The organism is Halococcus salsus, from assembly GCF_009900715.1.
GTDB classification, from domain to species: Archaea; Halobacteriota; Halobacteria; order Halobacteriales; family Halococcaceae; genus Halococcus; species Halococcus salsus.
The window spans coordinates 51,259-77,242 of record NZ_JAAAJC010000001.1 but is presented as its reverse complement, the minus strand read 5'-3'; the positions used below and the strand labels follow the sequence as shown (position 1 = coordinate 77,242).

Below are 25,984 nucleotides of genomic sequence, written 5' to 3'. Positions count from 1 at the left end.
GGCGGTCACTCACTGTCGTCAGGAATTGCCAAAATCGAATCGTCGCATCCTTCAACCGAATCCCATCGTAACGAAGACTCTCGACACAGGACCAAACCACTTCGAGTTCGACACCTCTTTCATCCAAAGCATCCCACCATCGCGCATGACTTCCCGCGGCCCGCTCGCGACCGTCTCACCGCTCGACGGTCGCTACGCGAGCTACACCGAGCCCCTGGTCGAGTACGCGAGCGAAGGCGCGTTGATCCGCGCGCGCGTCCGGGTCGAGATCGAGTACCTGATCGCGCTTGCCGACCTCGATGCCACGCCGTTCGCCATCGACGACACTGACCGCGAAACCCTCCGCGAGGTCTACGAGTCGTTTTCGGAAGAGGATGCGGAGCGGGTGAAGCAGCTCGAAACCGAGGGGACCGACGACCGTCCTGCGACGAATCACGACGTGAAGGCCGTCGAGTACTTCGTCCGCGACAGCCTCCCCGACCCCGCTATCGCCTCGTGGGTCCACTTCGGCCTCACCAGCGAGGACGTCAACAACCTCGCCCGCCGGGTGTGCTGGAAACCCGCGGTCGAGGACGTGCTCGTCCCCGAGCTCGAAGCAGTACGGGAGAAGTTCGCCGACCTCGCCACGGCGTATGCCGACACCCCGATGCTCGCGCGGACCCACGGTCAGCCCGCCACACCCACCACGTTCGGTAAGGAGATGGGGGTCTACGCCGGGCGGCTTCGGAGAGGTATCGACCGGGTCGAACGCGCGGCCGACGGTCTGGCCGGGAAGCTCGCCGGGGCGAGCGGGACGTACGCCGCCCACCACGCCGCCTACCCCGAAGTGGACTGGCAGGCGTTCGCCGCCGAGTTCGTCGACTCCCTCGGACTCGCGCACGTCGAACCCGTGACGCAGTTGAACCCCTCGGACGACCTCGCACGGCTGTTCGACGCGCTCCGCGGGGCGAACCGAGTCCTGCTCGACGCCGACCGCGACGCGTGGCGCTACGTCTCTGACGGCTATCTCGGCCAGGATAGCGAAAACGACGAGACCGGGAGTTCGACGATGCCCCACAAGGTCAACCCCATCGACTTCGAGAACAGCGAGGGGAACCTGGAGAAGGCGAACTCCGACCTCGAATTTTTGGGTTCCTACGTCACGACCTCCCGCCTCCAGCGCGACCTCTCGGACTCGACGGTGAAGCGAAACGTCGGGAGCGCGTTCGCCCACTGTCTCATCGGTTATCGAAAAACGGGCATCGGGCTCTCGAAGGTGGTCCCGAACGAGCGGGTCATGCGCGAGGAGCTGGCTGACAACCCCGAGGTCGTCGGCGAGGCGGTCCAGACGATCCTCCGGCGCGAGGGGCACTCGGACGCCTACGAGCGGGTGAAGGAGCTGACCCGCGGTCGGCGGACGAGCCTCGACGACTTCCACGAGCTGTTCGACGACCTCGACGTGAGCGAGACGACCCGCGAGGAGCTACGGGCGCTCACGCCCGCGAGCTACACCGGGGTCGCGAACGGGCTGGCCGACTCGCGGGAGTGACGGGAGCCGCTGTCCGCGCGCGCTCGGTAGATCATCGGATCACGGTGACGTTGGCCGGCGACCGGCGCACCACCGACTCGGCGGTGTTGCCGAGGAGGACCCGGGTGATCCCTGTGCGGCCGTGGGCCCCCATCACGACGTGGTCGATGTCGTGGTCGGCGACGTAGCCGCAGATCCGACGGGTCGGCCGACCGAAGACGACCTCGGTCCCCTCGACCCGGTCCGGGTCGTCGGCGCGTTCGCGGAGCCGTTCGTGGAGTTCGTCGGCGTCGTTCAGTACGCCTTCGTACCACTCCTCGCTGTAGCCGACCATGCCCGGAACGCCCGTCGGCGACTGATAGCCCCTCGTGAGGGGGTCGACGTCGACCGGGTCGATGACGGTGAGGAGGGTGATTTTGGCGTCCTCGAACGTCAACGCGAAGTCGAGGGCGCGTTCGGACTGCGGCGAGCCGTCGATCGGAACGAGCACGTGTTTCGGTGCGGACGAGTCGCTCATGAGGAGCGGTTGGTCGGGTGACGACAAATCCGTTGCTCATCCGGCGTCCGGCATCGCCCGTCAGAGGACGAACGCGAAGATCACGTACGACCCGATGGTCGAGATGGTCGGCGTCAGCAGCCAGAGCATCACGATCCGGCTGGTGGCCGCGGCGTCGAACAGTTCCTCGGCGACGAGTTCGTCGGGGTCCTCCTCGCCGATCTTCGGGACCTGCGCCGGTTGTTCGTCGGTGTCCGGTGGCTCCTCGGCGGGTTTGGCCGTCGCGAGGTCGCCGACGGTCGGACCGGGCGGCAGCGGCGACTCGCCGGTCTTGGGTGTGGTCTCGGCGGCGAGCGCGCCCACGGAGAGGTCGGGCCCGCCCTCGCCGCTCATCGCGGAGCCGGCGGCGTCGGCGAGCGTCACCGCCCGCGAGGACCGTCCCCAGCCGAGACCGATGATACAGGAGGTCATGCTGACCGCGAGGCTCGCCGGGATCCCCATGTTCGAGAGTACGGTGATGATCGTCGCGCCCACCAGCGAGACCAGCATCGCGGCGAGGATCGGGAGGTCGGTGATACCGTCGCCCACCGTATCGAGGGTTCGCCGGGCGATCGTGAACGCCCCGAGGCCGATCGCGACGACCGCGAGGATGACGCCTTGCTCGACCGTGATCTGGCCGCTCCCCACGAGCGGGGCGACCGCGTTGGCGACGTTCGACGCGCCCGCGGAGAAGGCGTTGTAACAGGCCACCACGAGCACCAGCGCCGCCCCCATCACGTCGCGCGGCCCAACGTTCTCGTTGAGCCGGGGTGTCGGAACCGTCCCCGACCGGTCGAGGTGGAACAGGCCGCCTTCGATCCGGGCGAACGAGACCCGGGCGTCGAGGTAGGGGTAGACGTATCGCCCGATGACGACCCCCGCCCAGAAGGCGACCAACGGCGCGACGATCCACGCCGAGACGATCGAGAACATCAGGGTCTCGTTGAGGGTGTTGCTGGCGAAGCCGAGCCCGACGATCGCGCCGACGGAGGTCATCGAGGTCGAGGCGGGCACACCGTAGAGGTTCGAGATCAGCAGCGAGAGACCGGTGAAAAAGAGGACGACCGTGCTCGCGACCAGCGTGAACTGGCTCGACGGCACGATCTCCCCGCCCATGGTCGTGACGACCTTCCGCCCGACCGTCCACCCGCCGATCAGCGCGAAGAGGGTGAAGAGCCCGGCGGCGAGGGTCTTGCCCGTGATTCGGCTCCCGACCGCCGGCCCGAACGCGACCCCCGTCGAGGAGCCACCGATGTTGTAGCCGACGAACGCCGCGACCAAGAGACCAACCACGAGCAATGCAGAGATCATACGAAGTCGTGTACGTTTGGGAGTCGTCGTCGTCGTCGTATGTGGATTTCGTTTCCGACCCTCCGACGGACGAACGCGGTCGGAACACGGCGCGAGCCGTGTCAGATCTTCTTACCGGTCGAAAAACGAGTCGGGTCGAACGAAGCGGGAGCGACGGTTCAGTCGTCGAACTCGGCCTTGAAGCCCTCGAACTCCGCGAGGTGTTCCTCCTCGTCGGCGAGGAGTTCGGTCGCGAGGTCCTCGGTCACGGGGTCGTCGGCCGCCTCGGCGGCCTCGATGAGTTCGCGGTAGGTCTCGACCGCACCCTGTTCGGCCTCGATGACGCCCTCGATCACGCTCAGGACGTCGGTCGAATCCTCCGGCGGCTGGAGGCTCTCCTGGCCCATCTCCAGGTCGAACGAGCCCTTCGGCTGGCCGCCGAGCTGGGTGATGCGCTCGCCGAGCGTCTCGGCGTGCCCGAGCTCCTCCTCGACGTCCTCGCGGAGGCCGTTGGCGACCTCCTCGGCCGTCACACCCTCGATCGCGATGGCGTCGGTCTGGTAGTTGATCACCGTCTCGAACTCGTCGTTACGTGCGGCGTGAAGCAGGTCGAGAACGTCCTCGTCGCCTTCGGTGCTCATGTCTCCCCGGAGGGCTGTCGAACACTTAAGAGTGGCTTTCGCGGAGACACGTTTCGACGGCGTTCTCGAGGGTCTCAGCCGCTCGTTCGACCTCCGGTAGACGGACGTACTCGCGGTCGGCGTGGGCCACCGGCCCCTCGCTGTCGGCGAGCACACCCGGGCCGAACACGACGGTAGGCGCACGTCGGGCGAAGTACGAGGCCTCGGTCGCGGCGGTGAACGGCCGCGTCGCACAGTCGAGTTCCCGGAAGGCTTGCACGACACCGGCGTCGGCATCCGTCTCGAAGGCTTCGAGGAACGGCGTCTTCCGGTCGGTGAGTTCGAACGAGACCCGCGAGCCGAGGCGCTCGCGGAGGTACTCGTCGAGACCCGTCTCGTAGCCGTCGGCGGTCTCCGGCGGGACGCTTCGGCGGTCGAGGACGATCTCACACGCGCCGGCGACCTGGTTCGTGGCGTCGCCACCGTCGATCACGGTGGGCGTGAGCGTCGGCGCGCCGAGGTCGGGGTGGGCGTCGAGCCCGTCGGGTCGGTCGTCGAAGCCGGGGAGCGCCTCGACCGCGCGGGCGGCGAGCGAGATGGCGTTCGTCCCGCTCTCGGGTTCGGCGGCGTGGGCGCTCTCGCCCTCGATCTCGACGACACCCTCGAACCGGCCCTTCGCAGCGGTACAGACGTCGAGGCCCGTGGGTTCGCCGACGATGACCGCGTCGCCGCGTTCGGGGTCGAGGTCGAGGTCCGGGACGATCGCCGCCGCCCCCGTCGAGTAGACCTCCTCGTCGGGGGTGACGACGAGCGTGACGCGGCCGGCCTCGGGGTCGCAGTCGAAGAACGCCGCGAGGATCGCCGCGAGCGGTCCCTTCGCGTCGCACGACCCCCGCCCCGAGAGGGTGTCGCCGTCGCGGGAAGGAGGAATATGGGGCGCGACCGTGTCGATGTGGGTGTTGAGGACGAGGTGGGGGCCGTCGGGATCGCCGCCTCGGCTCGCGGTCACGTTGCCCGCGTCGTCCACCGTGGGGTCGATGTCGTGCTCGCGGAGCGTCTCACAGAGGAACGAACGCATCCCGTCGACGTCCTCGTGGGAGGGGATCTCGACCGCGCGTTCGAGGAACGCGACCGGGTCGAAGTCGGCCATCAGTCGTCGGCGGTCGCGCCGGTTTCGCCGTCGATCTCGACCGAGCGCGAGCCGCCCATCGAGACCCGGCCCGCGAACTCGCGCTCGGTGGGGCCGCGGAGGATGGCTTCGGTGCCCGAAAAGCTGACTTCGAGGTCGCCACCCGGCGGGGAGACCGTCACCGAATCGTCCTCGGCACGGCCGAGCTTTCGGGCGACCGCCGCGACCGCGACCGCGCCGGTGCCACAGGACTTCGTTTCGCCCTCGACGCCGCGCTCGTAGGTCCGCTGGTCGAACCCGCCTTCGCCGTCCGGGCTCGCGAGCGTGACGTTCGCCCCGTGTGGGAAGACCTCGGCGTGGCGGACCGGCGGTGCGACCGATTCGAGGTCGGTCGTCGAGACGTCCTCGACGAACGCCACCGCGTGGGGGACCCCGATGTCGACCGCGGTCACGTCGAGGTCGCCGATGGCTTCCTCGACGAGCGGTTCGTCACGCGCCAGTGGGACGGCCTCGGGCGAGAAGCGTGGCAGCCCCATCTCGATCGAGACGCTCTCCTCGTCGACCGTCGCGCGCCGGGTTCCCGACTGGGTGTCGACCATCACGACGCGTTCGCCCGTTCGTTCGGTGGCCCACGCCGCCGCGCAGCGCGCGCCGTTGCCACACATCGGGGCGGTCGAGCCGTCGGGCTGGACCAGCGTCATGACGACCCGCGGCGAGGCGTAGCCGGCTTCGAGCGCGAGGTAGAGCACGCCGTCCGCACCGGTGGAGCCGTTTCCGTCCCCGACCCCGCTCTCGCGGTCACAGAGGTCGATCGCGAGTCGTCGTCGGTCCGTCACCGGCTGGGCCGCGTCGATGACGAAGAAGTCGTTGCCGGTGCCGTGGAACTTGTCGAATGATATCATTGGTCGAGCCTCGTGAGGTCGGATACCGTCTCGCGCCGCACGCAGACCCACGACGCGTCGCCGTCGAGGGCACAGACCGCGGGTCGGGGTCGGGAGTTGTAGGTGCTCGCCATCTCGTAGCCGTACGCGCCGGCGTTGCCGATGGCCAGGAGGTCGCCGCGCTCGGGTGCCGAGAGGGGTCGGTCGCGGGCGAGCGTGTCGGTGGACTCACAGACCGGGCCGGCGACGGTCGCCGCGACCGTCTCGCGATCCGACGCGTCCCCCGCGAGCGAGCGGAGTTCGTGGAACGCGTCGTAGAGCGCGGGGCGGGCCAGAGCCGTCATCCCGGCGTCGACACCCACAACGGTGGTCTCGGGCGTCGGCTTGACGGTGTTGACCCGCGTGAGGAGGACGCCCGCGTCGGCCACGAGATACCGGCCGGGTTCGATCCCGAGCCGCGCGTCGACGGCGAACGCCTCGCGCGTCGTCTCGGCGAGAGTTGGGAGATCGAGCGGGGGTTCGGTCTCGTGGGAGGGGACCCCGAACCCACCGCCGATGCTCACCGCGTCGAGGTCGTGGTCGGCGAGCTCGGTCGCGATCTCGCTCACCCGCTCGACTAGCGCCTCGTGACGACCGAGGTCGTCGAGGATCCCGCTGCCGGCGTGGGCGTGGAGCCCGACGAGGTCGAAACCCATCTCTTCGGCATCGGTCGCGACTTCCCCCACTCGGTCGGCCGGGATGCCGAACGTCGGGTCGCCGCCGGTTCGGACCTTCTCGTGGTGGCCCGCGCCCACGGCGGGGTTTGCCCGGAGGTAGACCCGCCCCGTCCAGCCCCGGTCGGCCAGTCGGGTCAGCGTGTCGCGCGCGCCGACGGTGATCGTGATCTCGCGTTCGGCGGCGAGGTCGGTCACTCGGTCCAGGTCGCGGGCGGGCGGGTTGACGGCGGTGTAGCGCAGGGTCGAGAAACCCGCCTCGTGCGCCCGGACGACCTCGCCAGCGGAGGCACACTCCGCCCCCAACCCTTCGTCGGCGAGGGTTTCGAGCACTGGCTTCCTGGCGTTGGCCTTCACCGCGTAGTCGATCGCGGCGTCGGGGAACGCCTCGCGGAGACGGGTCGCGTTCTCGCGCACGCGTTCGAGGTCGACCACGTAGAGCGGGCTCTCGTACTCACCGGCGAGGTCGCGCAGCCGCGCCGCCGACCAATCGGAGAGCCGTCGGACGGCCGGGTTCTCGCTCGTCGTATCTACCGCGACTCCCGCCATCACCGGAGCGCCTCCTCGCGCTCGGTGGCCTCCAACGTCCTGTTCTCGACGGCGGTGGCGACCACGGCGGGCTTGTAGGCCCCGCCGTCGAAGAGGTCGTGCTCGCCTATCGAGGACTCCACGAACCGGGTGAACGCCCGGCGTTCGGGCGGGAGTTCGCCGTAGACGACTTCCTCCTCGACGAGGTCGTAGACCGGGATCCGGGGCGTCAGCAGGGTGTTCTCGCCCACGACCGAGTCGTGGCCGACCACGAACCCCGAGGTCACGCGACAGCCCGCACCGAGCGAGACGCCCTCCTCGATCACCACGGGTGTGTCCTCGACGGGTTCGAGCACGCCGCCGAGGAGCGTGTTCGCGCCCAGCTTCACGTCCGCGCCGACCTGGGCACACGACCCCACCGTATCACATGAGTCGACGAGCGTGCCGTCGCCGACGTACGCGCCCGCGTTGACGAAACACGGACTCATCAGGATGGCATCGCTGCCGATCGAGGCCCCGCGCCGCACGACGGTTCCGTCGGGGGTGTTCCGGGTGCCGCGCTCGCCGAGGTCGTCGGTCGAGCGGAGCGGGAGTACGTCGTGGTAGGCCACGTCGCCGTACTCCCGGCGCTGGGTCTCACGCAGACTGAAGTTCAGGAGGATACCCTGCTTCACCCACTCGTTCGCCACCCACTCGCTTCCCTGCTTCTCGGCCGCTCTGACCTCGCCGGCTTCGAGCGCGTCGAGGAACGCGTCGAGGGTGTCGCGTTCGTCCGCACCGGCCTCGCTCGCGGTCAGTCCCTCGTCGGCGCGCGCCCAGAGCTCCTCGATCTCGGTTTCGAGGCTCACGCGAGCACCTCCTCGAACCCGTACCAACCCGCATCACGCCCGGCGAGCCAGACCGCCGCGTCGAGCGCGCCGCCGGCGAAGACGCCCCGGCTCTCGGCGCGGTGCGTCAAGGTGAGCACTTCATCGTTGCCCGCGAGGAGGACCTCGTGTTCGCCGCGGACGTTCCCCGCTCGCCGGACGTGAACCCCGACCTCGTTTCCGTCGCGGGGTTGCTCGCCCTCGCGGCCGTAGGTCCGGTCGCGGTCCGCCGCGCTCGCGTCGTCGATCCGGTCGAGCAGGGTGGTCGCCGTACCGCTCGGCGCGTCGCGCTTTCGGTTGTGGTGGGTCTCGGTGAGTTCGATGTCGGAGCCGGGGAGGGTCTCCACCGTCTCGGCGAGCGCGTCGCCGAGCGCGTGGATCCCGCGCGAGAAGTTCGCCGCCCACAGAACGGGGATCCGGTCGGCGGCCTCGCGGAGCGCGTCGCGATGGTCCGCCTCGAAGCCCGTGGTGCCGGTGACGAACCCGACACCCGATCCGGCACACGCCGTCGCGTACTCGACGGCGGAGTCCGGACCCGTGAAGTCCACCACGACGTCGGGCGCGTGGTCGGTGAGGAGGTCGGGGAGATCGTCGGTCGACCGTACCTCGTGGCCTGCGACGCGCTCGTCGGTCGGGGTGTGGTTCGCCGCGAAGACGACCGTCGTATCGTCGCGCTCGGCGGCCGTCTCGAGGACCGCCCGGCCCATCGTCCCCGTCGCGCCGGTGACGCCGACCGCCGTCACCGTTCGACCTCCGCGGGGGTTCGTTGGTCGTCGGTCGCGAGGTCGGCGAGGATCTCGGCGAGCGCGTCGCGGCGCTTCGCCGAGAGCCGCGAGAGCGGCGAGCGCATTCTCGGACTCATGTGACCCCGGATCGAGAGCGCCTCCTTCAGCGGGATCGGGTTGGTCTCCCAGAACAGCGCACGGAACAGCGGCCCGAGCTCGTGGTGGCGGTCGCGAGCGCGCTCGAAGTCGCCGTCGAGCCCGGCGTGAACCATCCGGCTCACGCGCTGGGGTTCGACGTTCGCCGCGACGCTGATGGTGCCGCGCCCGCCCACCGCGAGGGTCGGGAGCGTGACGGCGTCCTCACCGGAGAGCACGGTGAAGTCGGTCTCGCGGGTTCGTTCGATGACCTCGCTGACCGTGGCGAGGTCGCCGCTCGCGGACTTGTAGCCGACGACGTTCGGGTGCTCGGCGAGCGTCACGGCGGTGTCGACTTCTATCGTGCGGCCCGTCCGACCGGGGACGTTGTAGACGACCTGCGGGAGGTCGACGGCGTCGGCCACGGTCCGGAAGTGGGTCTCCATCCCGGCGGGTTCGGGCTTGTTGTAGTACGGTGAGATCAGGAGCAGGGCGTCGGCACCGGCGTCGCGGGTTCGTTCGGCGAGCTCGACCGCCTCGCGTGTCGAGTTCGAGCCCGCGCCGGCGACGACGGGGACCGAGACCGCCTCGGCCACGGTCTCCACGACCGCGACGTGCTCGTCGTGGGTCATGGTCGCGCTCTCGCCGGTGGTGCCGACGGGGACCAAACCGTCGACGCCCGCGTCCGCGAGTCGTCGGGCTTCGGTTCGTAGTCCGTCGAAATCGATGCTTTCGTCCGCCTCGAACGGCGTCGCCATCGCGGGGAAGACGCCGTCGAGGTCGATCTGGTGTGTCATGTGGTGGTGGAGTGGAGACTCTGGAGTCGATACACGAAAACGGCGCGCGACGGGACGCTACACCCGCCGCGAACCGACCGCACTGCGTTTCGCTTTCGCCCCGGTCGCCGCCTCGAACTCGTCACACCCGGCGGTCGTCGACCGCCTTTGTGAGGGTGTGACGCGTCGCATATCACGACCACGGCACCCGGAGGACTTAGGCGTTGTGACGTGCGCGAAACCTGCCAGTGCGGGCGAAACGCGGGACGAAGAGCGTCGATGAGTCAGAACGGGTCGGTCGCGACCAGCGAGAGCTCCGACCGCAAGTTGATAGAGTTATGTTGACACGACTCGTGAACAAGCTATGGCACAACACGAAGTCCAGCGGGAGATCACGGTCGACCGGTACACGAAGGGGCTGGTCGGCCCGGACCAGGAGTGGGCGGGCACCGTCGCCGACGGCGGGACGATCCACACCCACACCCCGCCGGCGTGCTGGGGACCGATGATCACCCCCGACTTCCGCGGCGGCCACGAAGTCACCCGACCGGTCCGGGTCGAGAACGCCGCGGTCGGCGACGCGGTCGCGCTCACGATCCGGTCGGTGGAGGTCACCAGCGTCGCGACGAGCACCGGCAGCATGGCCGAGCGCGAGGGCGCGTTCGGCGACGACCCGTTCGTCGACCACCGCTGCCCCGGGTGTGGCACCGAGTGGCCCGAGAGCGTCGTCGAGGGGACGGGCGAGGACGCGATCAAGTGCGCCGAGTGCGGCGAGAACGCCTCCTCGTTCGGCTTCGAGTTCGGCTACACCGTCGCGTTCGACGAGGATCGAACTGTCGGACTGACGATGGACGAGGAAGCCGCCGACGACCTCGCGAACGAGGCGCGCGAGGCGATGGCGATCCCCGAACACGCCCGCCAGCACCCGATCCTGCTCTACAAGCCTTCAGGGATGCCGGGAACGCTCGGCCACCTCCGACCCTTCGTGGGGAACATCGGCACCACACCCCCGATCGAACTCCCGGACTCGCACAACGCGGGCGACTTCGGCCAGTTCCTCGTCGGCGCGGAACACGACTGGGGCCTCCCGGACGAGGAGGCCCTCGGCCAGCGGACCGACGGTCACATGGACGTCAACGCGGTGCGCGAGGGCGCGGTGCTGATCTGCCCGGTGAAGACCGACGGCGCGGGGGTCTACGTCGGCGACCTCCACGCCAACCAGGGCGACGGCGAGCTCTCGCTCCACACGACCGACGTGAGCGGCCGCACCGAGATCGGCGTCGAGGTCATCAAGGGGCTCGACATCGACGGCCCGATCTTGCTCCCCAACGAGGCGGACCTCCCGCACATCAGCGCGCCCTACACGGACCGGGAACTCGAAACCGGACGACGGCTCGCAGCGGAGTACGGGGTCGAGCTGGTCGACGACGTGGGACCGATCCAGGTCGTCGGAAGCGGCGAGACGATCAACGCCGCGACACAGAACGCCTTCGACCGCGCCACCGCCCTCCTCGGGATGTCCGAGGGCGAGGTCCGTGGGCGCTGTACGTTCACCGGCGGGGTGGAGATCGGCCGTCTCCCGGGCGTCGTCCAACTCACCCTGCTCGCGCCGATGGAGCGGCTCGAAGACCGCGGCATCGCACACCTCGTCAGAAGCCAGTACGACCGCTGAACGAGGTTGGGTCGATATCGCTCGATTCCGGTCACGTTCCCGTGGGCGGGGAGAAGCGGACGCCCTACAGCCGTTCGAGCGCCGCGATCGATTCGAGGAGCGCGCGGCCGTTGTGGTAGGCGGCCTTGTAGACCGCCCCCTTCCGCCCGACGGGTTCGAGGTCGTCGGTCACGCCCGAGTGCCACTCACCCACGTCGTGGTCGATACCGTACTCGTCGAGGAAGTCGTAGGTCTCGGTGAAGACGTCGAGATAGCGCTCGTCGCCAGTGTGTTCGTACATCCGAAGCGCACTCGTCATGCCTTCGGCCTGGACCCACCACGCCTTGACCCGGAAGCTCGCGGGCTCGTCGAAGCCACCGTAGAAGTAAAATCCTCCATGGTCGTCGTCGTAGCCGTATTCGAGGGTGTACTCCCAGAGCGTCTCGTAGAGGTCCGTGTAGAGGTCCTTCGAGAGTCCGAGGGCGTCGGCGGCGTCCATCGAGAGCCAGACGTTCTCGATGTCGTGGCCGTACGAGACCACCCGCAGGTCCTCGACGTCGAGCTTAGGTTTCCAAGTGGCTGTGTACTTGTCCGAACACGCACCCAGTTTCTTTCGGACCACGGTGTTCGTGAGGACGTCGAGGAGTTCGTGCAAGCGCTCGCGACCGCGGTCGGTTTCGAACACCTCGTAGTAGGTCGTGAACGCCTCCATCAGGTGGAGGTGGGTGTTCATGAGTTTCAGGGAGGCGTCGAGCGCGTCGTCGCCGGACTCCTTCGGCGACCAGTCGGGCTCGATGTTGTCGAGGTAGGTTCTGCCTTCGAGGATCGGCTCCCACTCGGGCGTGAAGTACTCGACGTAGCCCCCGTGAACCTCGTCTTTGGCGTACTCGTCGAGCAGGTCGACGAGCTCGTGGGCGTACTCGGCGGCGCGGTCGTCGCCGGTCGCCCGATGGTACTCCGAGAGGGCGTAGAGGCCGAACGACTGGCCGTAGCAGTGTTTGTTGGGTTTCGAGGTGGTGCCGTCGCGTTCGACTTCCCAGACGAACCCTCCATCCTGGCCGTCCCACATCTCGCCCAGCAGGAAATCGAGGCCGTGCTCGGCGATTTCTTGATACTCCTCGCCGTAGCCCTCGCGCGCGAGTCGTGCGGTGAACCAGACCATCCGCGCCTGGGTCACGACCTGTTTGTGGCCGTTGCCCGCGAACTCGCCCTCGCTATCGTAGCTCGTCAGAAAGCCACCCGCCTCGTCGATGCATCGGGGAAACCAAAAGTCGAGGACGTTCTCCTCCAGCACCGCTTCGAGCTTCGGACGGTACGTCTCGACGACGGTGGCCGCGTCGGTCATGCCCGTAGACACAGCGGTGGCTTCAATAGTCGTTCTGGTGAGAGTTCGACGACCGGACCACGGGTTCGTCACGACCAGCGACGACACGCAGTGCCGACGAAACGCCCGTAGGGAGCACGTATCGCACGTGGAACGAGCCGTGACGACTCCGGCGAGGATGGCATCGAGTTAGATCCAGACCTCGGCGATAAGTATAAAAATGTGGGAAAATAACCGGTGACATCGTATCTATGACTAATAAACAGACACGTCGTCGATTCCTCACGACGGCCGGGCTCGCGACCGGTGTCGGCCTCGCAGGCTGCACCCGTGGCGGCACGAGTTCCGGCAGCAATTCGTCGGGGAACTCGTCGACGACGTCCCCGTCGTCGAGGCTCGACCCCTCGGCCTATCGGGACGCGAACATCGACTGGCGGGCCCACGAGGGGACCAGCATCAACCTCGGGGCCGTCCAGCACGACTGGGTGACGAACATCAGACCCTACGTATCGGTCTTCGAGGAGCTGACGGGGATCGACGTGGTCTGGAGCATCCTTCCCGAACAGCAGTTCCGCACCAAACGTCTCACCGACGTGAGCACGGGTGCAGGTAACTTCGACCTGTTCTTCATGGACCAGGTCGTCAACCAGTTCGCCCGCGCGGGCTGGCTCAAGAACCTCGACCCGTACTTCAACAGCGACACCCTCTTCGACGAGGACTGGTACGGCACCCAGGACCTCCTCCAGGTCTGTCGGCAGGCCGCCCACGGCGCGGGTCGCCAGCCCTACTGGACCGGGCTCCCGATCACCGTCGAGGTCCAGACGATGTTCTACCGGGAGGACCTCTACGAGAAGCACGGGCTCTCGGTCCCGAAGACCACCGACCAGTTCCTGCGGAACGCGAAGGCGATCCACGCGAACGAATCCGACGTGGTGGGTGTGGTCAACCGCGGGCAGAAGGGCTACGGGATGAACATCTACACGATGGACCCGTGGATCCGGGAGTTCGGTGGGCAGCTCTGGGAGTCCTATCCCAACGACTCCGGGCTCGACACGGAGACGGCGATGAAGGCGGGTCGGTTCTACGTCGACACCCTCCAGCAGTACGGCTCGGCCTCGGCCGCCACGATGGAGTGGTCCCAGGTGGTCGCGACGATGCAACAGGGCGGGGCGGGTCACATCCTGAACGACGCCAACCTGTTCTGGGGGAGCCTCTCGGACCCGAGCTCCTCGCAGGTCGCCGACGACATCGCGATCGCGAAGATGCCGGTGCCGAAGGGGAAGGACAGCTCGTTCGTGCCGGGTGCGTTCGTCTGGCAGCTCTCGACCTCGCCGGTGGCCGCCAACCCCGAGGCCGCGTTCCTGTTCATGATCTGGGCGACCGCGAAGCCCACCCAGCGCGCGATGGCCATTCAGGGTTCGGCCTCGTTCCCGGTCCGGCGGTCGATCTGGGAGGCCGACCCCTACCGCCAGAAGTACGGCCAGAACTTCGCCGACGTCTCCCTCCAGTCGCTCCAAAGCGCGAAGATCGAGCCGTTCGACCCGCAGTACCCCGTCTGGGGCCAGAAGTACTCGATCCAGCTCCAGCAGGCCATCGCCGGCAACAAGTCGGTGGAGTCGGCCTTCGAGAAGGCCGCCCAGCAGGCCGAGCTCACGGCGGGGAGCGGGTGATCCGATGAGTACGGATACCCGGTCGGTCGGCTCGGACCAGGGCGACGGCGCGCTCGGCTCGCTCAAGGGCGTCTGGAACGACTACCTCCCGGTCTGGCTCGCGACCCCGATGGTGCTCGTGGTCCTCCTGATCACGATCTTCCCCGGGGTCTACGACCTCTATCTCAGCCTCGTCAACTACACCTACGTCAACCCGAACCAGTTGGGGACGTTCGCGGGGCTCCACAACTTCGCGGTGGTCTTCACGGACCCCACCGTCTGGCAGTCGGTCACGGTGACGACGGTCTTCGTGCTGAGCGCGCTCGTGCTCGAAACCGTGCTCGGGTTCGGGCTCGCCGCGCTCGTCAACGACGTCGCGAGCGGGCGGGCGAAGTCGTTCTACCGCGTGGCGTTCATCCTCCCGATGGCGGTCGCGCCCGTGAGCCTCGCGACGATCGGCCAGGTGATGCTCCAGCCCCAGCTCGGTATCATCCCCTACCTGATCAACAGCTACACCCCGTTCGTCGCACCCGCCTTCCTCACCGACGTCCCGCTGCTCACGGTGATCCTGATCGACACCTGGAACTGGACGCCGTTCATGTTCCTGATCTTCTACGCGGGCCTCTCGTCGGTGCCCGACGAGTTGCTCGAAGCCGCCCGGATCGACGGCGCACCGATGTGGCGGCGGTACGTCCACGTCGTGATCCCCTACCTCAAACCCGTCCTGTTCGTGGCGATACTCATTCGCTTGATCGACCTCTTCCGGTCGTTCGGGCTGGTCTACACCCTCACCCAGGGTGGACCGGGGAACGCCACGATGCTGATCGGGATCCAGATCTTCCAGACCGGCTTCACCTACGTCGACCTCGGGGCGGCGAGCGCGCTCGCGATCGTCTACCTCGTGGTCGTACTGATCATCTGTAACATCCTGATCCGCGTCGTCGGCTTCGGGGAGGTGCTCGACTGATGGCGACCGCCAGCTCGGACAGTACGGCGAAGGATGTCGGCCGGCACGTCGTCCTGCTCCTCTGGACCGTCATCGCGCTGTTCCCGCTCGCGTGGATCGCGTTCATGTCGCTGAAACCGCCGGGCGAGGCGATCGACCTCCCGCCCGACTGGGTCTTCCTGCCGACGGTCTACAACTACCTCCAGCTCATCGGGGACCCCGCGTTCGTCTCGGCCTACGCGAACAGCCTCATCAGCGTGAGCGCCTCCGTGGTGCTCGTGCTTCTGATCGGGGTTCCGGGAGCCTACGTGCTCTCGCGCTACGACATCCCGAAGAAGCCCGACGTCCTGATCTGGATCCTCTCCTCGCGGATGTTGCCGCCGGTCGCGGTGGTGATCCCCTTCTTCGTTATCTTCCGGACCTTCGACCTCTACGACACCCTGATCGGGCTGGTGTTCATGTACATCACCATCAACATTTCAGTGGTCGTCTGGGTGATGAAGTCCTTCTTCGACGGGATCCCCGAATCCCTCGAAGAGGCCGCGATGGTCGACGGTGCAAGCCGTTCGCAGGCGTTCCGGAAGGTGGTGTTGCCCTCGGCGGTACCGGGGATCATCTCGGTCGCCGTGATCAGTTTCATCTTCGCGTGGATCGAGCTCCTGTTCTCGCTGGTGCTCACCAACAACCAGGCGGTGACCGTCTCGCTCCAGGTCTACACCTTCATCGGGTCGCGAAACATCGAGTACAGCATGCTGGCGGCGGCCTCGATGGCGATGATCATCCCTGTGTTGGTCTTCCTGGTCGCGGCGAACCGCTACCTCGCCTCCGGGCTGAGCTTCGGGGTGGTGTTGAAGGAATGATCCTTCGACCCACCCGCGCAACGACCGACAACCGACAGACGGAATCACACTAATGGCACGAATCGAACTCAACGGTATCACGAAGACGTTCGCGGAGGGCAGCGACGAGATCGTCGCGGTCGACGACGTCGACCTCACGGTCGAGGACGACGAGTTCCTGATCATGGTCGGTCCCTCGGGGAGCGGGAAGTCGACGCTCCTCAGGATGATCGCGGGGCTCGAACGACAGACCGAGGGCGAGATCACGATCGACGGCGAACCGATCGGCGACCTCGAACCCGGCGAGCGCAACATCGCGATGGTGTTCCAGAACTACGCGCTCTACCCGAACATGTCCGTCAAAGGGAACATGAGCTTCGGGCTGAAGATGTCGACCGACCTCTCGGACGACGAGATCGACACCCGCGTCGAGGACGCCGCCCAGACCATGAACATCGGGCACATGCTCGACAGCGACCCCAGCCAGCTCTCGGGCGGGGAGAAACAGCGCGTGGCGATCGGGCGGGCGACCGTCCGCGACCCGAACGCCTTCCTGATGGACGAACCGCTCTCGAACCTCGACGCCAAACTCCGCGCGGAGATGCGCACCGAGATCAAGCGCCTCCAGCGCGAACTCGGGGTGACGACGGTCTACGTCACCCACAACCAGACCGAGGCGATGACGATGGGCGACCGGCTCGCGATCCTCAACGACGGCAAGCTCCAGCAGGTCGGGACACCCCTGGAGTGCTTCTACCGGCCGGCGAACACGTTCGTCGCGGGGTTCGTCGGCAGCCCGTCGATGAACTTCTTCGAGGTCACGCTCGACAGCGACCGACTGACGGCCGACGGCATCTCCTACGACGTCGACCCCGACGCGACCGAGGGGATCGACGACGGGACGGAGCTGCTGTTCGGGGTTCGCCCGGAGGACATCGAACTCCGCGAGGAGGCCGACTCGCCCGACGACTTCGAGTGCGTCGTGGACGTCGTCGAGCCGATGGGGAGCCGGAAGTACGTCTACTTCACCCGGCCGGAGGGCGAGAGCGAGAGCGAGGAGACCTTCGTCGCCGAGGTCGACGGCCAGCTCCCGATCGAGTCGGGCGAGACGTGGTTCGTCCACGTCCCGAAGGACACCTTCTACCTCTTCGAGCGGGCTTCGGGCGAGGCGGTCCACCACCGCCGGCTGCTCGAACGCACCGAACAGGAACTCCTCTCGAAGATCGAGGGGCAGAACACCGAGACGGCCGACACCTGACGCTCGTCGTCGAAACGTTTTAGCGGGCGCTCGGGCGACTACCGGCATGTCGAACGTGCATCCGGCCCAGCGCGTCGCGGTGTTGGTCGACGCGCAGAACTTCTATCACACCACCCAGAGCGTCTACTCGCGCAACATCGATTACGCCGAGCTGCTCGAGGAGGCCGTCGACGGTCGCCAGCTCACCCGGGCGATCGCCTACGTCATCCGGGCGGACTCGCCGAAGGAGGACAGTTTCTTCGAGGCGCTCGAAGACATCGGTTTCGAGACCAAGATCAAGGACCTCAAGACCCACGCCGACGGGTCGAAGACGGCCGACTGGGACGTCGGGATGATCCTCGATGCCGTCACCCTCGCGCCGCACATCGACACCGCCGTGATCTGTACCGGCGACGGCGATTTCTCCAGGCTCTGTTCGCATCTCCGCCACGAAGGGGTCCGGGTCGAGGGGATGGCCTTCGGCGAGTCGACCTCCGAGGACATGGTCGAGGCCGTGGACTCGTTCACCGACCTCTCCGAGCGCCCCGACCGATTTTTGCTGTAGGTCGTTAGACGCCGCCGTCGGAGACGCCGAGGAGCAGGGTACCGCCGGCCATCACGAGCGCCGCGATACCCACGACGAGACCCGGGATCCAGTCGAAGGTGGGGAGGGCGTACAGCAGGACGACGATCGAACTCACGAGGAGCATCCCACCGCCGGCCATGGTCTGTGTGCGTTGATCCATGGGAACCAGTGGCCGCGGGCGATATAAACAGCTTCGGAAGCCGTCGAGCCGGATGGCCGGGCTTTTGCCCGCCGCGTCCGAGGTTCGGCCGATGAACGAGGACGAGACCGCGCGGCTCCGGACGATCGCCGACTACCAGTTCGGTGCGGGGGCGGGGGCGGCGCTGTTCCCCGATGCCGACCTCGCAGTGCGACGGTCGGTGAGCGGCCGCCCGCAGCAGGTGTTCGACGGCGAGCGACGGCTGGTTTCGTACAACACGGACGGTCGATTCACCCTCGGGATCGCGGGCGGGCGGCGGCTCCTCGGGCTCGCCGCGCCCACCGCGCGGGTCGTAGTGGGCGAGGAGAGCGACCCGTTCGTTCGGGACGGCAAGAACGCCTTCGCGAAGTTCGTACAGGACGTCGACCCCGCGGTGCGACCCGGTGACGAGGTCTGTATCGTCGACCCCGACGACGACTTGCTCGGGGTCGGTCGGGCGAAACTCTCGGCCGAGGCGATGGCGGATTTCGAGACCGGGGTCGCGGTGAAGACCCGCGACGGAAACGATAGCTGAGGCGGGTTCCGCTGTGCGGCGGGTGCGGTGCGGTCGCGGTGGGCGGTGAGGTCGCGGTGCGGCCGCCGCAGTGCGGTTGCGGTGGTCGTGGCTGCGGTTCCTGGTGTCTCGGCGAGCGCCGAAGGCGCGAGCCGAGGCTCAGGAGAACGGTGTTCTCCTGGTGGATGAAGGGCGAGCGAACGGAGTGAGCGAGGGCTTTGGCGGTGCGGGGACAGTTGCGGGTGTGTGGAGCGGTCGCGGAGGACAGTAATTGTACCGCGAGCGAACGGAGTGAGCGAGCGGGCCAAGGAACCCCCGAGCGACTGAAAGGAGCGAGTGGGGTGACGTAGGCTTTTGATCCACATTTTGCCAGGGAGCGAGCGCTAGCGAGCGACCGCAGCAAAAGGTGGGGAGGCAAAGAGCTTAGTCCCGACCCGATCAATCATCCCGGTAGTTCATGAACGTCGAGATGCGCACCACGGACTTCCTCGATCGGGCGGTCGATTGCTACAGCGACGTCGTCGGCGTCGTCGCCCACGACGGCACCGAGTACACCTACGCCGAGTTCGCCGAACGGGTGAACCGGGTCTCGAACGCGCTCTCGGGGATGGGTGTCGGCCAGGGCGACCGGGTGGCGCTGCTCGCGCCGAACACCCACTACTTCCTCGAGACCATGTACGGGGTGAACCAGCTGGGGGCGGTCTTCGTCCCGATGAACTACCTGCTCACGCCCTCGGACTTCGAGTATATCCTCGGCGACTGCGAGGCGAACGTCGTGATCGCCGACTACGACTACGCCGAGAAGGTCGAGGCGGTCCGCGAGTCGGTGCCCGCCGAGGGGTTCGTGGGCTACCGTGCCGCCGAGATCGACGGCGACTGGCAGGACTACGAGGACTGGCTGGCGGACGCGTCGGCGGACGCGCCCGACCGGCCGGAGATCGCGGAGGACGACGACGCGAGCATCAACTACACCTCGGGAACCACCGGGGACCCGAAAGGCGTGGTCAGAACCCACCGGACCGAACACTGGCACGCGCTCGTGTTGAACCAGCACATGGAGGTCGCGGACGACGACACCTACCTCTGGACGCTGCCGATGTTCCACTGTAACGGGTGGGGCCACACCTACGCCATCACCGGGATGGGCGGCACGCACGTCTGCCAGCGCACCTTCGACCCCGAGGGGACGCTTCGCCGGGTCAGGGAACACGACGTCTCCTACCTCTCGGGCGCGCCCACGGTCCTGAACCGGCTCATCGCCTACTACGACGACCACCCGGACGCCGTGACGACCGGCGCGCGCGAGGTCCGGATCTCGACCGCCGGGAGCGCGCCCGCCACCGCGACGCTCTCTACCGTCGAAGAGGAGATCGGCTGGCGCGTGATCCACCTCTACGGCCTCACCGAGACCGCACCGATGATCACGACCTCGCACTCCCCGCGCCGGCTCGCCCAGCGCGGCCGCGACCTGAAGGTGAATCAGGGGTCCGAGATGATCGCCACCGACGTCCGGGTCGTCGACGACGACGGAGCCGACGTCCCACGGGACGGCGCGACCATCGGCGAGATCGTCGTACGCGGGAACCAGGTGATGGACCGCTACCTCAACAAACCCGACGCCACCCACGAGGCGTTCAACGCGAAACTGCCGGGCTACTTTCATACAGGGGATCTCGCGACCATCGACGACGACGGCATGGTCGCGATCCAGGACCGGAGCAAGGACATCATCATCTCGGGCGGCGAGAACGTCTCCTCGATCGGCGTCGAGGACGTGCTCTACGACCACCCCGAAGTGGCGAAGGCCGCCGTGATCCCGACCCCGAGCGACGAGTGGGGCGAGGCAGTGACGGCGCTCGTGGTAGCGAAGTCGGGTGCGTCGCCGACCGCCGAGGCCATCAGGGAGTTCGCCGGCGAGCACCTCGCGCGGTACCAGGTCCCGAAACGCGTCGAGTTCGTCGACGACCTCCCCGAGACCGCGACCGGGAAGGTCCAAAAGTACCAGCTCCGCCAGGAGTACTGGGAGGGCGAGGAACGCCTCGTGGGGCAGGGCTGAGCGGAGAAGATCGGCTGGTGGTCGGACCGAGCCCCGTCAGGAGAGGTGGGCGGCGACGTCGGCCTCGGTGATAATCCCGAGCAACTGGCCGCCCTCGACGACGATCACGGCGTCGTGGTGGTCGAGGTGGGTGTCGACCGCGTCGAGCGCGGCGTCGGGGGCCACCGTGGTGATCGACTCGCGCATCACGTCGGCCACCGGGAGCGAGGCGGCGTCGTCGATGCCGGCCTGGCGGACGTCGCCGTTCGAGATTATGCCTACCGGATAGCCGTCGTGGACAACCGGAAGCTGTGAGTAGCCCTCGGCGCGCATCCGGTCGATGGCGTCCCGGACGCTGTCGTCGGGCGCGACCGCGACCACCGACTCGTGCATCAGGTCGCGCGCGCGCCGGATGCTCCCCTCGGCGGCGTCAAGGGCCGAAACGACCCGCCGAAGCGTCGAGAGCCGCGGGTCGACGTCGCCACCCTCGATCCGGGCGACCAGCGGCTGGGAGACGCCCGCGCGCTCGGCGAGCGCGCTCTGGGTGAGGTCGACCCGGTGACGACGCTCGCGTAACTCCTCCGGCGTCGGGAGCTCCATACACGACGATAACCAGCGGTAATCAAAAGCGTTGCGTCCCGCGGTGTGAACTCAGTCGAGTTCCAGCCCACCGACGGCCACTCCGGCTCCCTCGGTGACGTGGCCGACGACCGCGCCGTCGGTCGCCGCGGCCAGGTCCTCGGCGTCGGCGGGGTCGAGCGCCGCGACGAACCCCATCCCCATGTTGAAGGTCCGGTAGAGTTCTTCCTCCGAGACGTTCCCCGTGTCGGCGACGAACTCGAAGACCGGCGGGACCGGGAGCGGGTCGGTGATCTCGTACCGGAACGCCCCCATCCGCGCGAGGTTGGTCCAGCCGCCACCCGTGACGTGGGCGGCGGCGTGCGCCGCGTGGTCGGCGAGCGGGTCGAGGAGGTCGGTGTAAATGCGGGTCGGCTCCAGCAGGACCTCGCCGACGGTTCGCTCGGAGTCGTCGGGGAACGGTTCGTCGTAGCCGCCGGCACGGGTCGCGGCCTCCCGGGCGAGCGTCAGGCCGTTCGAGTGGATACCCGTCGAGGGGAAGCCCACGAGCGCGTCGCCCGCCCGCGCCTCCCCGAAGAGGTCGTCCTCTTCCGCCAGTCCCGCACAGGTCCCCGCGATGTCGAGCCCCTTGATGACCTCGGGCATCACCGCGGTCTCGCCACCGACGAGCGCTACGTCCGCCTGCTCGGCTCCTGCGGCCAGTCCCCTCCCGAGGTCGGCGGCGGTCCCGTCGTCGGGTTCGTCCACGGCGAGGTAGTCCACGAACGCCACGGGTTCGACCCCGGCGGCCACGAGGTCGTTGGCGTTCATCGCGACACAGTCGATGCCAACGGTGGAATAGTCGTCGAGCGCCTCGGCGACGAGGAGTTTGGTGCCCACGCCGTCGGTCGCGAGCGCGAGGTACTGCCCGCCGATGTCGACCAGGCCCGCGTAGTCGCCGTCGCCCTCGCCGGCCGCACCGATCAGGGCTGCCGTCGCGGCCTCGCTGGCTTCGATGTCGACGCCCGAGTCGGCGTAGGTGAGTTCCTCGTCGTCGCTCATGGCGAAACCCGGGAGTGAAGCGCGCAAAAGCCCATCGATGCGACGGGTTCAGAGCCCGAAGCCGAACCGGAGGAGCACGAACACCGCCGAGCCCGCGCTCACGACGAACGTGATTGCGAACACCGTCTTGCTCCAGGCGAACACCGTTCGGCCGTCGAGCGGGCCGAACGGCAGCATGTTGAAGCCCGCAAGGAGGAGGTTGATCCCGACCCCGAAGACCCCGACCGCGCCGAGGAACCCGGGCGCGACAAGCGCGAGCGCCGCGAACCCGACCGCGAGCAGGAGGTTCGTGACGGGGCCCGCGAGCGCGATCAGCCCGTTCTGGCGCTTCGTGATCCGCCCCCGATGGTAGACCGCGCCGGGCGCGGCGAACAGGAAACCCGCGAACGCGCTCGCGACGGCCAGAAAGAGCATCCCGTAGTCGGCGCGGAAGGCCGCGACCTGACCGAAGCGCTGGGCGACGACCTTGTGGGCGAGTTCGTGGAACAGGAAGCCAACGCCGGCGGTGAGCATGCTCAGCCCGAACACCTGGAGGATGGCGGGCGAGAGCAGGGCGCTCGGGTCGCCGGCGAGCAGCGCGGTTCTGAGGTCGATGCCGAGGAACGAATCGAAGAACAGCGCGAACGCGACGCCGAGCGCGAGCCAGGCGATCGCGAGGTCGAACACTTCCCGGCCGTGGAACTTCACGTCACCGTCCCCCAGATCAGGTCGGCGCTGTTGCGTGCCCCCTCGACCATCAGGTCGGCGACGCCGCCGACGCCCCCGACCCCGGAGGCCAGTATCGGAAGGACGACCGCCGCGAACAGGAAGCTCGCCACGATGGAGCCGACGTTGGTGAGTGCGACCACCGCGATGAGGCGAAAGAGCCCGACCGCTTTCAGCTGGGTCCAGAGCTCGCCCATCGGGGTCTCCTCGTCGCTCAGGATCTCGTTGAGCGTGCCGACGTCGCCGACGTTGACGTCGAGGTAGCGGAGCTCGACGTAGCCCGCGAACCAGCCGGGTGCGAGCAGCGGGTTGACGGACGTGAGCCACGCCACCGCGCCGCCGACGAGCGCGCTGGTCCAGTGGGCCCCGCCGAGCCGCGCGAGGGTCGCCGAGAAGACCCCGTTGATCAGGAACCACGCGCCGAAGAGGGTGAGCAGGAACTCGTTTCGCGCACCCGCCATCGCGAGCAGGACGAAGAAGGCGAGGAATCCCAGAGTGATGAGGTAGCCGACGACCTTGTAGGCCGAGAACCGCCGACCGGTCTCGCGACCCACGAGCGACTCCATCGGGGGCAGCGTCTCGGGGTTTTCGAGGTACCGCTCGACGCCCTCCATGTGACCCGCGCCGAGTACCGCGACGACTCGATGGCCGCCCTCGCGAAGCGCCACGAGCCGGTGGGCGATGAACGCGTCGCGCTCGTCGATCAGGGCCTCGGCCCCGCCGGGCGAGAACCCCCGGAACTCCTCCAGCATCGTGCTCACCACGTCGGTGTCGGTCATGTCCGCGATGTCGAACTCCTCGACCTCGTCCTCCTCGGGGAGGCTCCAGACGAAGGCGAGGGAAAGCACCGCCGCGAGTCCCAGGCCGAGCACGATGGTCACGAGCACGTAGTCGAGAACCGAGACCACCAGCCCGGGGATCGCGAGCGCCGGGGGCACGACGAGCGGGCCGAAGAAGGCTTCGACCGGGATCCCGAGGATCACCCCGAGCGAGAGCCCGATACCGAGCCCGACCGCGATCGGCGAGGCGAACGCCAGCGGCAGGCTGAGGAGCATGCTGAACTTCTCGCCGGCGGTCATCCGGGCCCAGAAGCGCTGGACGGTCATCTGGATGTCGCGGTCGACCAGCGCGAGCCCGAGCCCGAGCTCCTCGGCGGTCTCGACGCCCGCGAGCATGTCGGCACCGGGGGTGATGTCGAACTCGTCGCCGAGGCGGGTCTGCACATAGGAGAGCATCCAGTAGGCGAGGAACTGGAAGACGGTGTTGCCCCGAAGGAGGTCGCCCGCCGCGAGGTCGTCGGGCTCCTCGCCCTTGAGCTGGCGAAACCGGCCCTCGTCGAGCTCGACCGCGACGACGTCGGGGCGCTCCTCGCGGATGGTCTCCTCGACCTCGCCGACGCTCTCGGGCGAGACATGGGCCGTGCCGACGACCCGGACGCTGCCCTCGGCGTCCGTGGTCGCCGCAGGATCGCTCATTGGCGGGTGAATGGACCCGGCTTTCTTACCCCTGTCGGACGAGCACGAGGCGGCGGATCCGACCACGAGGCGGCCGTCCCCGGTCGTCGCACTCGACGGATCCGCGACCGTCCCGCCCCATCTAAAGGATAATATCTATCACGAAATCGTTATGCTCTGAGAACGCCTCTAGCGACACGTTATGTCATTAAAGATAACACAAATCCTGCGGAGCGGTGTCGACAGAACTCGAGAACGGAACGGTCTGCTACTGGTCGGGATCCTGTTCGTGCTCTCGGCTATTAGCAGCCTCCTCGGTGCCGGGATCGCGCGGTACGTCCCGGAACAGGGCTTCGCCTCGCCCGACGCGGCGGCGGACGCGCTGTTCGCGTTGCCGGCGGTGGGAGCCGGGGTGCTCTCGCTCGTCCTCGCGTTCGCGAGCCTGGTAGTGAGCATCGCGGCGATCCGGGTGTTCGTCAGCGACGAGACCGAACGGCTGCCCCGTGAGGCCTTCACCCGGCGGATGGGATGGGTCGTGCTCAACGCCATCGTCGGCGGGGTCGTCTTCGGTATCGCCGTGGCGGCCGGGTTCGCCCTCCTGGTCGTCCCGGGGGTCTTCCTGCTCGTGACCCTCGCGTTCTGGACCGTCTTCGTCGCGGTCGAGGACCGGAACTTCCTCGATGGGTTCCGCGGGAGCTGGCGGCTCACCAAGGGCCACCGTTTCAGCCTCCTCGGGATCGGCGTCGCGGTGATGCTCGCGACGGTGGTCGTCCAGGCGGTCTTCGGCATCGGCATGGTGGCCGGCCCTCTCCTCGGTGGGCTCATCGCGGCGGTCGGCAGCGCCATCACGAGCGTCTTCTCGGTCGCGGTGCTCGCGTCGGCCTACACCGAGCTCACCGCGATGGAAGCGGACGAAACGCTCGGTTTCGAGGAGGAGCAGAGCCCCTCGACCAGCGGCCGGGAGGCCATCTGAACGGGTGACGCGTCCGACTGAGCTATTTTATGCGGAGCTACCGTTGCCCGCGACCGCGGCGTCGTGGAGCCGTTCACCGTCTGCGGTGTCGACGGTGAGCTCCGGCACGGACGTAGGTTTGAGGTCGTCGTCGATGGCGACGTAGACGAAGTAGGATTCGGTGGCCGTCTCGCGTTCGCCGGTGCGGAGGTCCTCGCGGTCGGTCTTGAGCCGGACGTGGACGCTGGTTCGGCCCGCCTCGTAGACGTAGGCCTCGATGAGTGCGGTGTCGCCGACCTGGATCGGGCGCTCGAAGTCGACCTGATTGATGTGAGCCGTCACGCAGGAGTTGCCCGCGAAGCGGGCCGCGCTCATCGCGCCGACCTCGTCCATCCACTTGAGGACGTTCCCGCCGTGGGCGGTCTGGAGGTTATTGGCGTGGTGGGGTTGGACCATCGTCCGATTCTGGATGAACGTCTCCATCAGGCCGGTCATGGTTGGGTTTCGACAGCCGACCGGATGAACCTGCTGAAAGCCACTCTCTCCAGGGATTCTCGTGGTCGATCGGGACGACCGGCGGCGATCGATC

Annotated in this window: 26 protein-coding genes; 10 read left to right on the top strand and 16 right to left on the bottom strand. The window is 67.9% G+C overall.

Annotated features, from left to right (window positions below; genetic code table 11):
• The first annotated feature begins 145 nt into the window (after window positions 1–145).
• A complete protein-coding gene (purB, locus tag GT355_RS00345) occupies window positions 146–1,528 on the top strand; it encodes an adenylosuccinate lyase (RefSeq protein WP_160132675.1) in 1,383 nt (460 codons plus the stop codon).
• Window positions 1,529–1,559: 31 nt separating this feature from the next.
• Here the strand turns inward: purB and GT355_RS00340 are convergent, their stop codons facing one another.
• The 9 genes from GT355_RS00340 to dapA form a co-directional block, all read right to left on the bottom strand.
• Complete coding sequence (locus tag GT355_RS00340) at window positions 1,560–2,024, bottom strand: universal stress protein (protein ID WP_160132674.1); 465 nt, start codon at window positions 2,022–2,024, stop codon at window positions 1,560–1,562.
• A 60-nt stretch (window positions 2,025–2,084) separates the two neighbouring features.
• Window positions 2,085–3,353 (bottom strand): inorganic phosphate transporter, encoded by a 1,269-nt coding sequence (locus GT355_RS00335; RefSeq protein WP_160132673.1) that lies wholly within the window; start codon window positions 3,351–3,353, stop codon window positions 2,085–2,087.
• Between the two features lie 158 nt (window positions 3,354–3,511).
• Window positions 3,512–3,973, bottom strand: coding sequence for a ferritin-like domain-containing protein (locus GT355_RS00330; protein ID WP_160132672.1), 462 nt, complete (start codon window positions 3,971–3,973; stop codon window positions 3,512–3,514).
• Between the two features lie 25 nt (window positions 3,974–3,998).
• A complete protein-coding gene (locus GT355_RS00325; protein ID WP_160132671.1) occupies window positions 3,999–5,102 on the bottom strand; it encodes a M20 family metallopeptidase in 1,104 nt (367 codons plus the stop codon).
• Window positions 5,102–5,983, bottom strand: coding sequence for a diaminopimelate epimerase (dapF, locus tag GT355_RS00320; RefSeq protein ID WP_160132670.1), 882 nt, complete (start codon window positions 5,981–5,983; stop codon window positions 5,102–5,104). The genes GT355_RS00325 and dapF overlap by 1 nt, the downstream gene beginning before the upstream one ends.
• The gene (gene lysA / locus GT355_RS00315; RefSeq protein WP_160132669.1) at window positions 5,980–7,224 is read right to left on the bottom strand and encodes a diaminopimelate decarboxylase; all 1,245 of its coding nucleotides are present in this window, start codon (window positions 7,222–7,224) and stop codon (window positions 5,980–5,982) included. The genes dapF and lysA overlap by 4 nt, the downstream gene beginning before the upstream one ends.
• Entirely contained in the window at window positions 7,224–8,051 is an 828-nt protein-coding gene (locus GT355_RS00310) for a 2,3,4,5-tetrahydropyridine-2,6-dicarboxylate N-succinyltransferase (protein ID WP_160132668.1), read from the bottom strand. The genes lysA and GT355_RS00310 overlap by 1 nt, the downstream gene beginning before the upstream one ends.
• A complete protein-coding gene (gene dapB, locus GT355_RS00305) occupies window positions 8,048–8,776 on the bottom strand; it encodes a 4-hydroxy-tetrahydrodipicolinate reductase (RefSeq protein ID WP_420825956.1) in 729 nt (242 codons plus the stop codon). The genes GT355_RS00310 and dapB overlap by 4 nt, the downstream gene beginning before the upstream one ends.
• Before the next feature lie 32 nt (window positions 8,777–8,808).
• Window positions 8,809–9,726: a 4-hydroxy-tetrahydrodipicolinate synthase gene (gene dapA / locus GT355_RS00300; protein ID WP_160132666.1), complete on the bottom strand. Its 918-nt coding sequence runs from the start codon at window positions 9,724–9,726 to the stop codon at window positions 8,809–8,811.
• Window positions 9,727–10,069: 343 nt separating this feature from the next.
• Between dapA and GT355_RS00295 the strand changes: the two genes are divergently transcribed.
• Complete coding sequence (locus GT355_RS00295; protein WP_160132665.1) at window positions 10,070–11,377, top strand: acetamidase/formamidase family protein; 1,308 nt, start codon at window positions 10,070–10,072, stop codon at window positions 11,375–11,377.
• 64 nt (window positions 11,378–11,441) lie between these two features.
• Here GT355_RS00295 and GT355_RS00290 read toward each other — a convergent pair whose 3' ends face one another.
• Complete coding sequence (locus GT355_RS00290) at window positions 11,442–12,701, bottom strand: AGE family epimerase/isomerase (protein WP_160132664.1); 1,260 nt, start codon at window positions 12,699–12,701, stop codon at window positions 11,442–11,444.
• Between the two features lie 230 nt (window positions 12,702–12,931).
• Here GT355_RS00290 and GT355_RS00285 point away from each other — a divergent pair, with 230 nt between their 5' ends.
• Genes GT355_RS00285 through GT355_RS00265 form a run of 5 tightly spaced genes read left to right on the top strand, consistent with a single transcriptional unit; the run spans window position 12,932 to window position 17,916 of the window.
• Window positions 12,932–14,350, top strand: coding sequence for an extracellular solute-binding protein (locus tag GT355_RS00285; protein ID WP_160132663.1), 1,419 nt, complete (start codon window positions 12,932–12,934; stop codon window positions 14,348–14,350).
• Window positions 14,351–14,354: 4 nt separating this feature from the next.
• Complete coding sequence (locus GT355_RS00280) at window positions 14,355–15,296, top strand: carbohydrate ABC transporter permease (RefSeq protein WP_160132662.1); 942 nt, start codon at window positions 14,355–14,357, stop codon at window positions 15,294–15,296.
• On the top strand, window positions 15,296–16,135 hold the full coding sequence (locus tag GT355_RS00275; protein ID WP_160132661.1) for a carbohydrate ABC transporter permease: 840 nt from the start codon (window positions 15,296–15,298) through the stop codon (window positions 16,133–16,135). Before GT355_RS00280 ends, GT355_RS00275 begins: the two co-directional genes overlap by 1 nt.
• Window positions 16,136–16,187: 52 nt before the next feature.
• Window positions 16,188–17,372: an ABC transporter ATP-binding protein gene (locus GT355_RS00270; protein WP_160132660.1), complete on the top strand. Its 1,185-nt coding sequence runs from the start codon at window positions 16,188–16,190 to the stop codon at window positions 17,370–17,372.
• A 46-nt stretch (window positions 17,373–17,418) separates the two neighbouring features.
• Window positions 17,419–17,916, top strand: a complete 498-nt coding sequence (locus GT355_RS00265; protein WP_160132659.1) for a LabA-like NYN domain-containing protein — start codon at window positions 17,419–17,421, stop codon at window positions 17,914–17,916.
• Window positions 17,917–17,920: 4 nt separating this feature from the next.
• Here the strand turns inward: GT355_RS00265 and GT355_RS17890 are convergent, their stop codons facing one another.
• Entirely contained in the window at window positions 17,921–18,097 is a 177-nt protein-coding gene (locus GT355_RS17890; protein WP_192927934.1) for a hypothetical protein, read from the bottom strand.
• Between the two features lie 91 nt (window positions 18,098–18,188).
• Here GT355_RS17890 and GT355_RS00260 point away from each other — a divergent pair, with 91 nt between their 5' ends.
• Together GT355_RS00260 and GT355_RS00255 are read left to right on the top strand one after the other, a co-directional pair.
• Window positions 18,189–18,650 (top strand): PUA domain-containing protein, encoded by a 462-nt coding sequence (locus GT355_RS00260; RefSeq protein WP_192927933.1) that lies wholly within the window; start codon window positions 18,189–18,191, stop codon window positions 18,648–18,650.
• A 436-nt stretch (window positions 18,651–19,086) separates the two neighbouring features.
• Window positions 19,087–20,685 carry a long-chain-fatty-acid--CoA ligase gene (locus tag GT355_RS00255; protein ID WP_160132657.1) on the top strand — a complete coding sequence of 533 codons (1,599 nt, stop codon included), beginning with the start codon at window positions 19,087–19,089 and terminating at the stop codon, window positions 20,683–20,685.
• Between the two features lie 36 nt (window positions 20,686–20,721).
• On the opposite strand, the gene GT355_RS00250 is transcribed toward GT355_RS00255, so the two are convergent.
• The 4 genes from GT355_RS00250 to GT355_RS00235 are packed head-to-tail and all read right to left on the bottom strand — an operon-like array spanning window position 20,722 to window position 24,464.
• Window positions 20,722–21,264 (bottom strand): CBS domain-containing protein, encoded by a 543-nt coding sequence (locus GT355_RS00250; protein WP_120073206.1) that lies wholly within the window; start codon window positions 21,262–21,264, stop codon window positions 20,722–20,724.
• A gap of 51 nt (window positions 21,265–21,315) precedes the next feature.
• Complete coding sequence (gene purM, locus GT355_RS00245; protein WP_160132656.1) at window positions 21,316–22,284, bottom strand: phosphoribosylformylglycinamidine cyclo-ligase; 969 nt, start codon at window positions 22,282–22,284, stop codon at window positions 21,316–21,318.
• 48 nt (window positions 22,285–22,332) lie between these two features.
• Window positions 22,333–22,971 carry a zinc metalloprotease gene (locus GT355_RS00240; protein ID WP_160132655.1) on the bottom strand — a complete coding sequence of 213 codons (639 nt, stop codon included), beginning with the start codon at window positions 22,969–22,971 and terminating at the stop codon, window positions 22,333–22,335.
• A complete protein-coding gene (locus GT355_RS00235; RefSeq protein WP_160132654.1) occupies window positions 22,968–24,464 on the bottom strand; it encodes a TraB/GumN family protein in 1,497 nt (498 codons plus the stop codon). The genes GT355_RS00240 and GT355_RS00235 overlap by 4 nt, the downstream gene beginning before the upstream one ends.
• 181 nt (window positions 24,465–24,645) lie before the next feature.
• Between GT355_RS00235 and GT355_RS00230 the strand changes: the two genes are divergently transcribed.
• Window positions 24,646–25,416 carry a DUF7847 domain-containing protein gene (locus GT355_RS00230; protein WP_240145681.1) on the top strand — a complete coding sequence of 257 codons (771 nt, stop codon included), beginning with the start codon at window positions 24,646–24,648 and terminating at the stop codon, window positions 25,414–25,416.
• A gap of 27 nt (window positions 25,417–25,443) precedes the next feature.
• Here GT355_RS00230 and GT355_RS00225 read toward each other — a convergent pair whose 3' ends face one another.
• Window positions 25,444–25,890 (bottom strand): acyl-CoA thioesterase, encoded by a 447-nt coding sequence (locus GT355_RS00225; RefSeq protein WP_160132653.1) that lies wholly within the window; start codon window positions 25,888–25,890, stop codon window positions 25,444–25,446.
• Between the last annotated feature and the right edge of the window lie 94 nt (window positions 25,891–25,984).

Excerpts from the sequence above, each read along its gene's own strand:
- purB (WP_160132675.1), top strand. The coding sequence starts at position 146 with ATGACTTCCCGCGGCCCGCTCGCGACCGTCTCACCGCTCGACGGTCGC.
- GT355_RS00340 (WP_160132674.1), bottom strand. The coding sequence starts at position 2,024 with ATGAGCGACTCGTCCGCACCGAAACACGTGCTCGTTCCGATCGACGGC.
- GT355_RS00335 (WP_160132673.1), bottom strand. The coding sequence starts at position 3,353 with ATGATCTCTGCATTGCTCGTGGTTGGTCTCTTGGTCGCGGCGTTCGTC.
- GT355_RS00330 (WP_160132672.1), bottom strand. The coding sequence starts at position 3,973 with ATGAGCACCGAAGGCGACGAGGACGTTCTCGACCTGCTTCACGCCGCA.
- GT355_RS00325 (WP_160132671.1), bottom strand. The coding sequence starts at position 5,102 with ATGGCCGACTTCGACCCGGTCGCGTTCCTCGAACGCGCGGTCGAGATC.
- dapF (WP_160132670.1), bottom strand. The coding sequence starts at position 5,983 with ATGATATCATTCGACAAGTTCCACGGCACCGGCAACGACTTCTTCGTC.
- lysA (WP_160132669.1), bottom strand. The coding sequence starts at position 7,224 with ATGGCGGGAGTCGCGGTAGATACGACGAGCGAGAACCCGGCCGTCCGA.
- dapB (WP_420825956.1), bottom strand. The coding sequence starts at position 8,776 with ATGGGCCGGGCGGTCCTCGAGACGGCCGCCGAGCGCGACGATACGACG.
- dapA (WP_160132666.1), bottom strand. The coding sequence starts at position 9,726 with ATGACACACCAGATCGACCTCGACGGCGTCTTCCCCGCGATGGCGACG.
- GT355_RS00295 (WP_160132665.1), top strand. The coding sequence starts at position 10,070 with ATGGCACAACACGAAGTCCAGCGGGAGATCACGGTCGACCGGTACACG.
- GT355_RS00290 (WP_160132664.1), bottom strand. The coding sequence starts at position 12,701 with ATGACCGACGCGGCCACCGTCGTCGAGACGTACCGTCCGAAGCTCGAA.
- GT355_RS00285 (WP_160132663.1), top strand. The coding sequence starts at position 12,932 with ATGACTAATAAACAGACACGTCGTCGATTCCTCACGACGGCCGGGCTC.
- GT355_RS00280 (WP_160132662.1), top strand. The coding sequence starts at position 14,355 with ATGAGTACGGATACCCGGTCGGTCGGCTCGGACCAGGGCGACGGCGCG.
- GT355_RS00275 (WP_160132661.1), top strand. The coding sequence starts at position 15,296 with ATGGCGACCGCCAGCTCGGACAGTACGGCGAAGGATGTCGGCCGGCAC.
- GT355_RS00270 (WP_160132660.1), top strand. The coding sequence starts at position 16,188 with ATGGCACGAATCGAACTCAACGGTATCACGAAGACGTTCGCGGAGGGC.
- GT355_RS00265 (WP_160132659.1), top strand. The coding sequence starts at position 17,419 with ATGTCGAACGTGCATCCGGCCCAGCGCGTCGCGGTGTTGGTCGACGCG.
- GT355_RS17890 (WP_192927934.1), bottom strand. The coding sequence starts at position 18,097 with ATGGATCAACGCACACAGACCATGGCCGGCGGTGGGATGCTCCTCGTG.
- GT355_RS00260 (WP_192927933.1), top strand. The coding sequence starts at position 18,189 with ATGAACGAGGACGAGACCGCGCGGCTCCGGACGATCGCCGACTACCAG.
- GT355_RS00255 (WP_160132657.1), top strand. The coding sequence starts at position 19,087 with ATGAACGTCGAGATGCGCACCACGGACTTCCTCGATCGGGCGGTCGAT.
- GT355_RS00250 (WP_120073206.1), bottom strand. The coding sequence starts at position 21,264 with ATGGAGCTCCCGACGCCGGAGGAGTTACGCGAGCGTCGTCACCGGGTC.
- purM (WP_160132656.1), bottom strand. The coding sequence starts at position 22,284 with ATGAGCGACGACGAGGAACTCACCTACGCCGACTCGGGCGTCGACATC.
- GT355_RS00235 (WP_160132654.1), bottom strand. The coding sequence starts at position 24,464 with ATGAGCGATCCTGCGGCGACCACGGACGCCGAGGGCAGCGTCCGGGTC.
- GT355_RS00230 (WP_240145681.1), top strand. The coding sequence starts at position 24,646 with ATGTCATTAAAGATAACACAAATCCTGCGGAGCGGTGTCGACAGAACT.
- GT355_RS00225 (WP_160132653.1), bottom strand. The coding sequence starts at position 25,890 with ATGACCGGCCTGATGGAGACGTTCATCCAGAATCGGACGATGGTCCAA.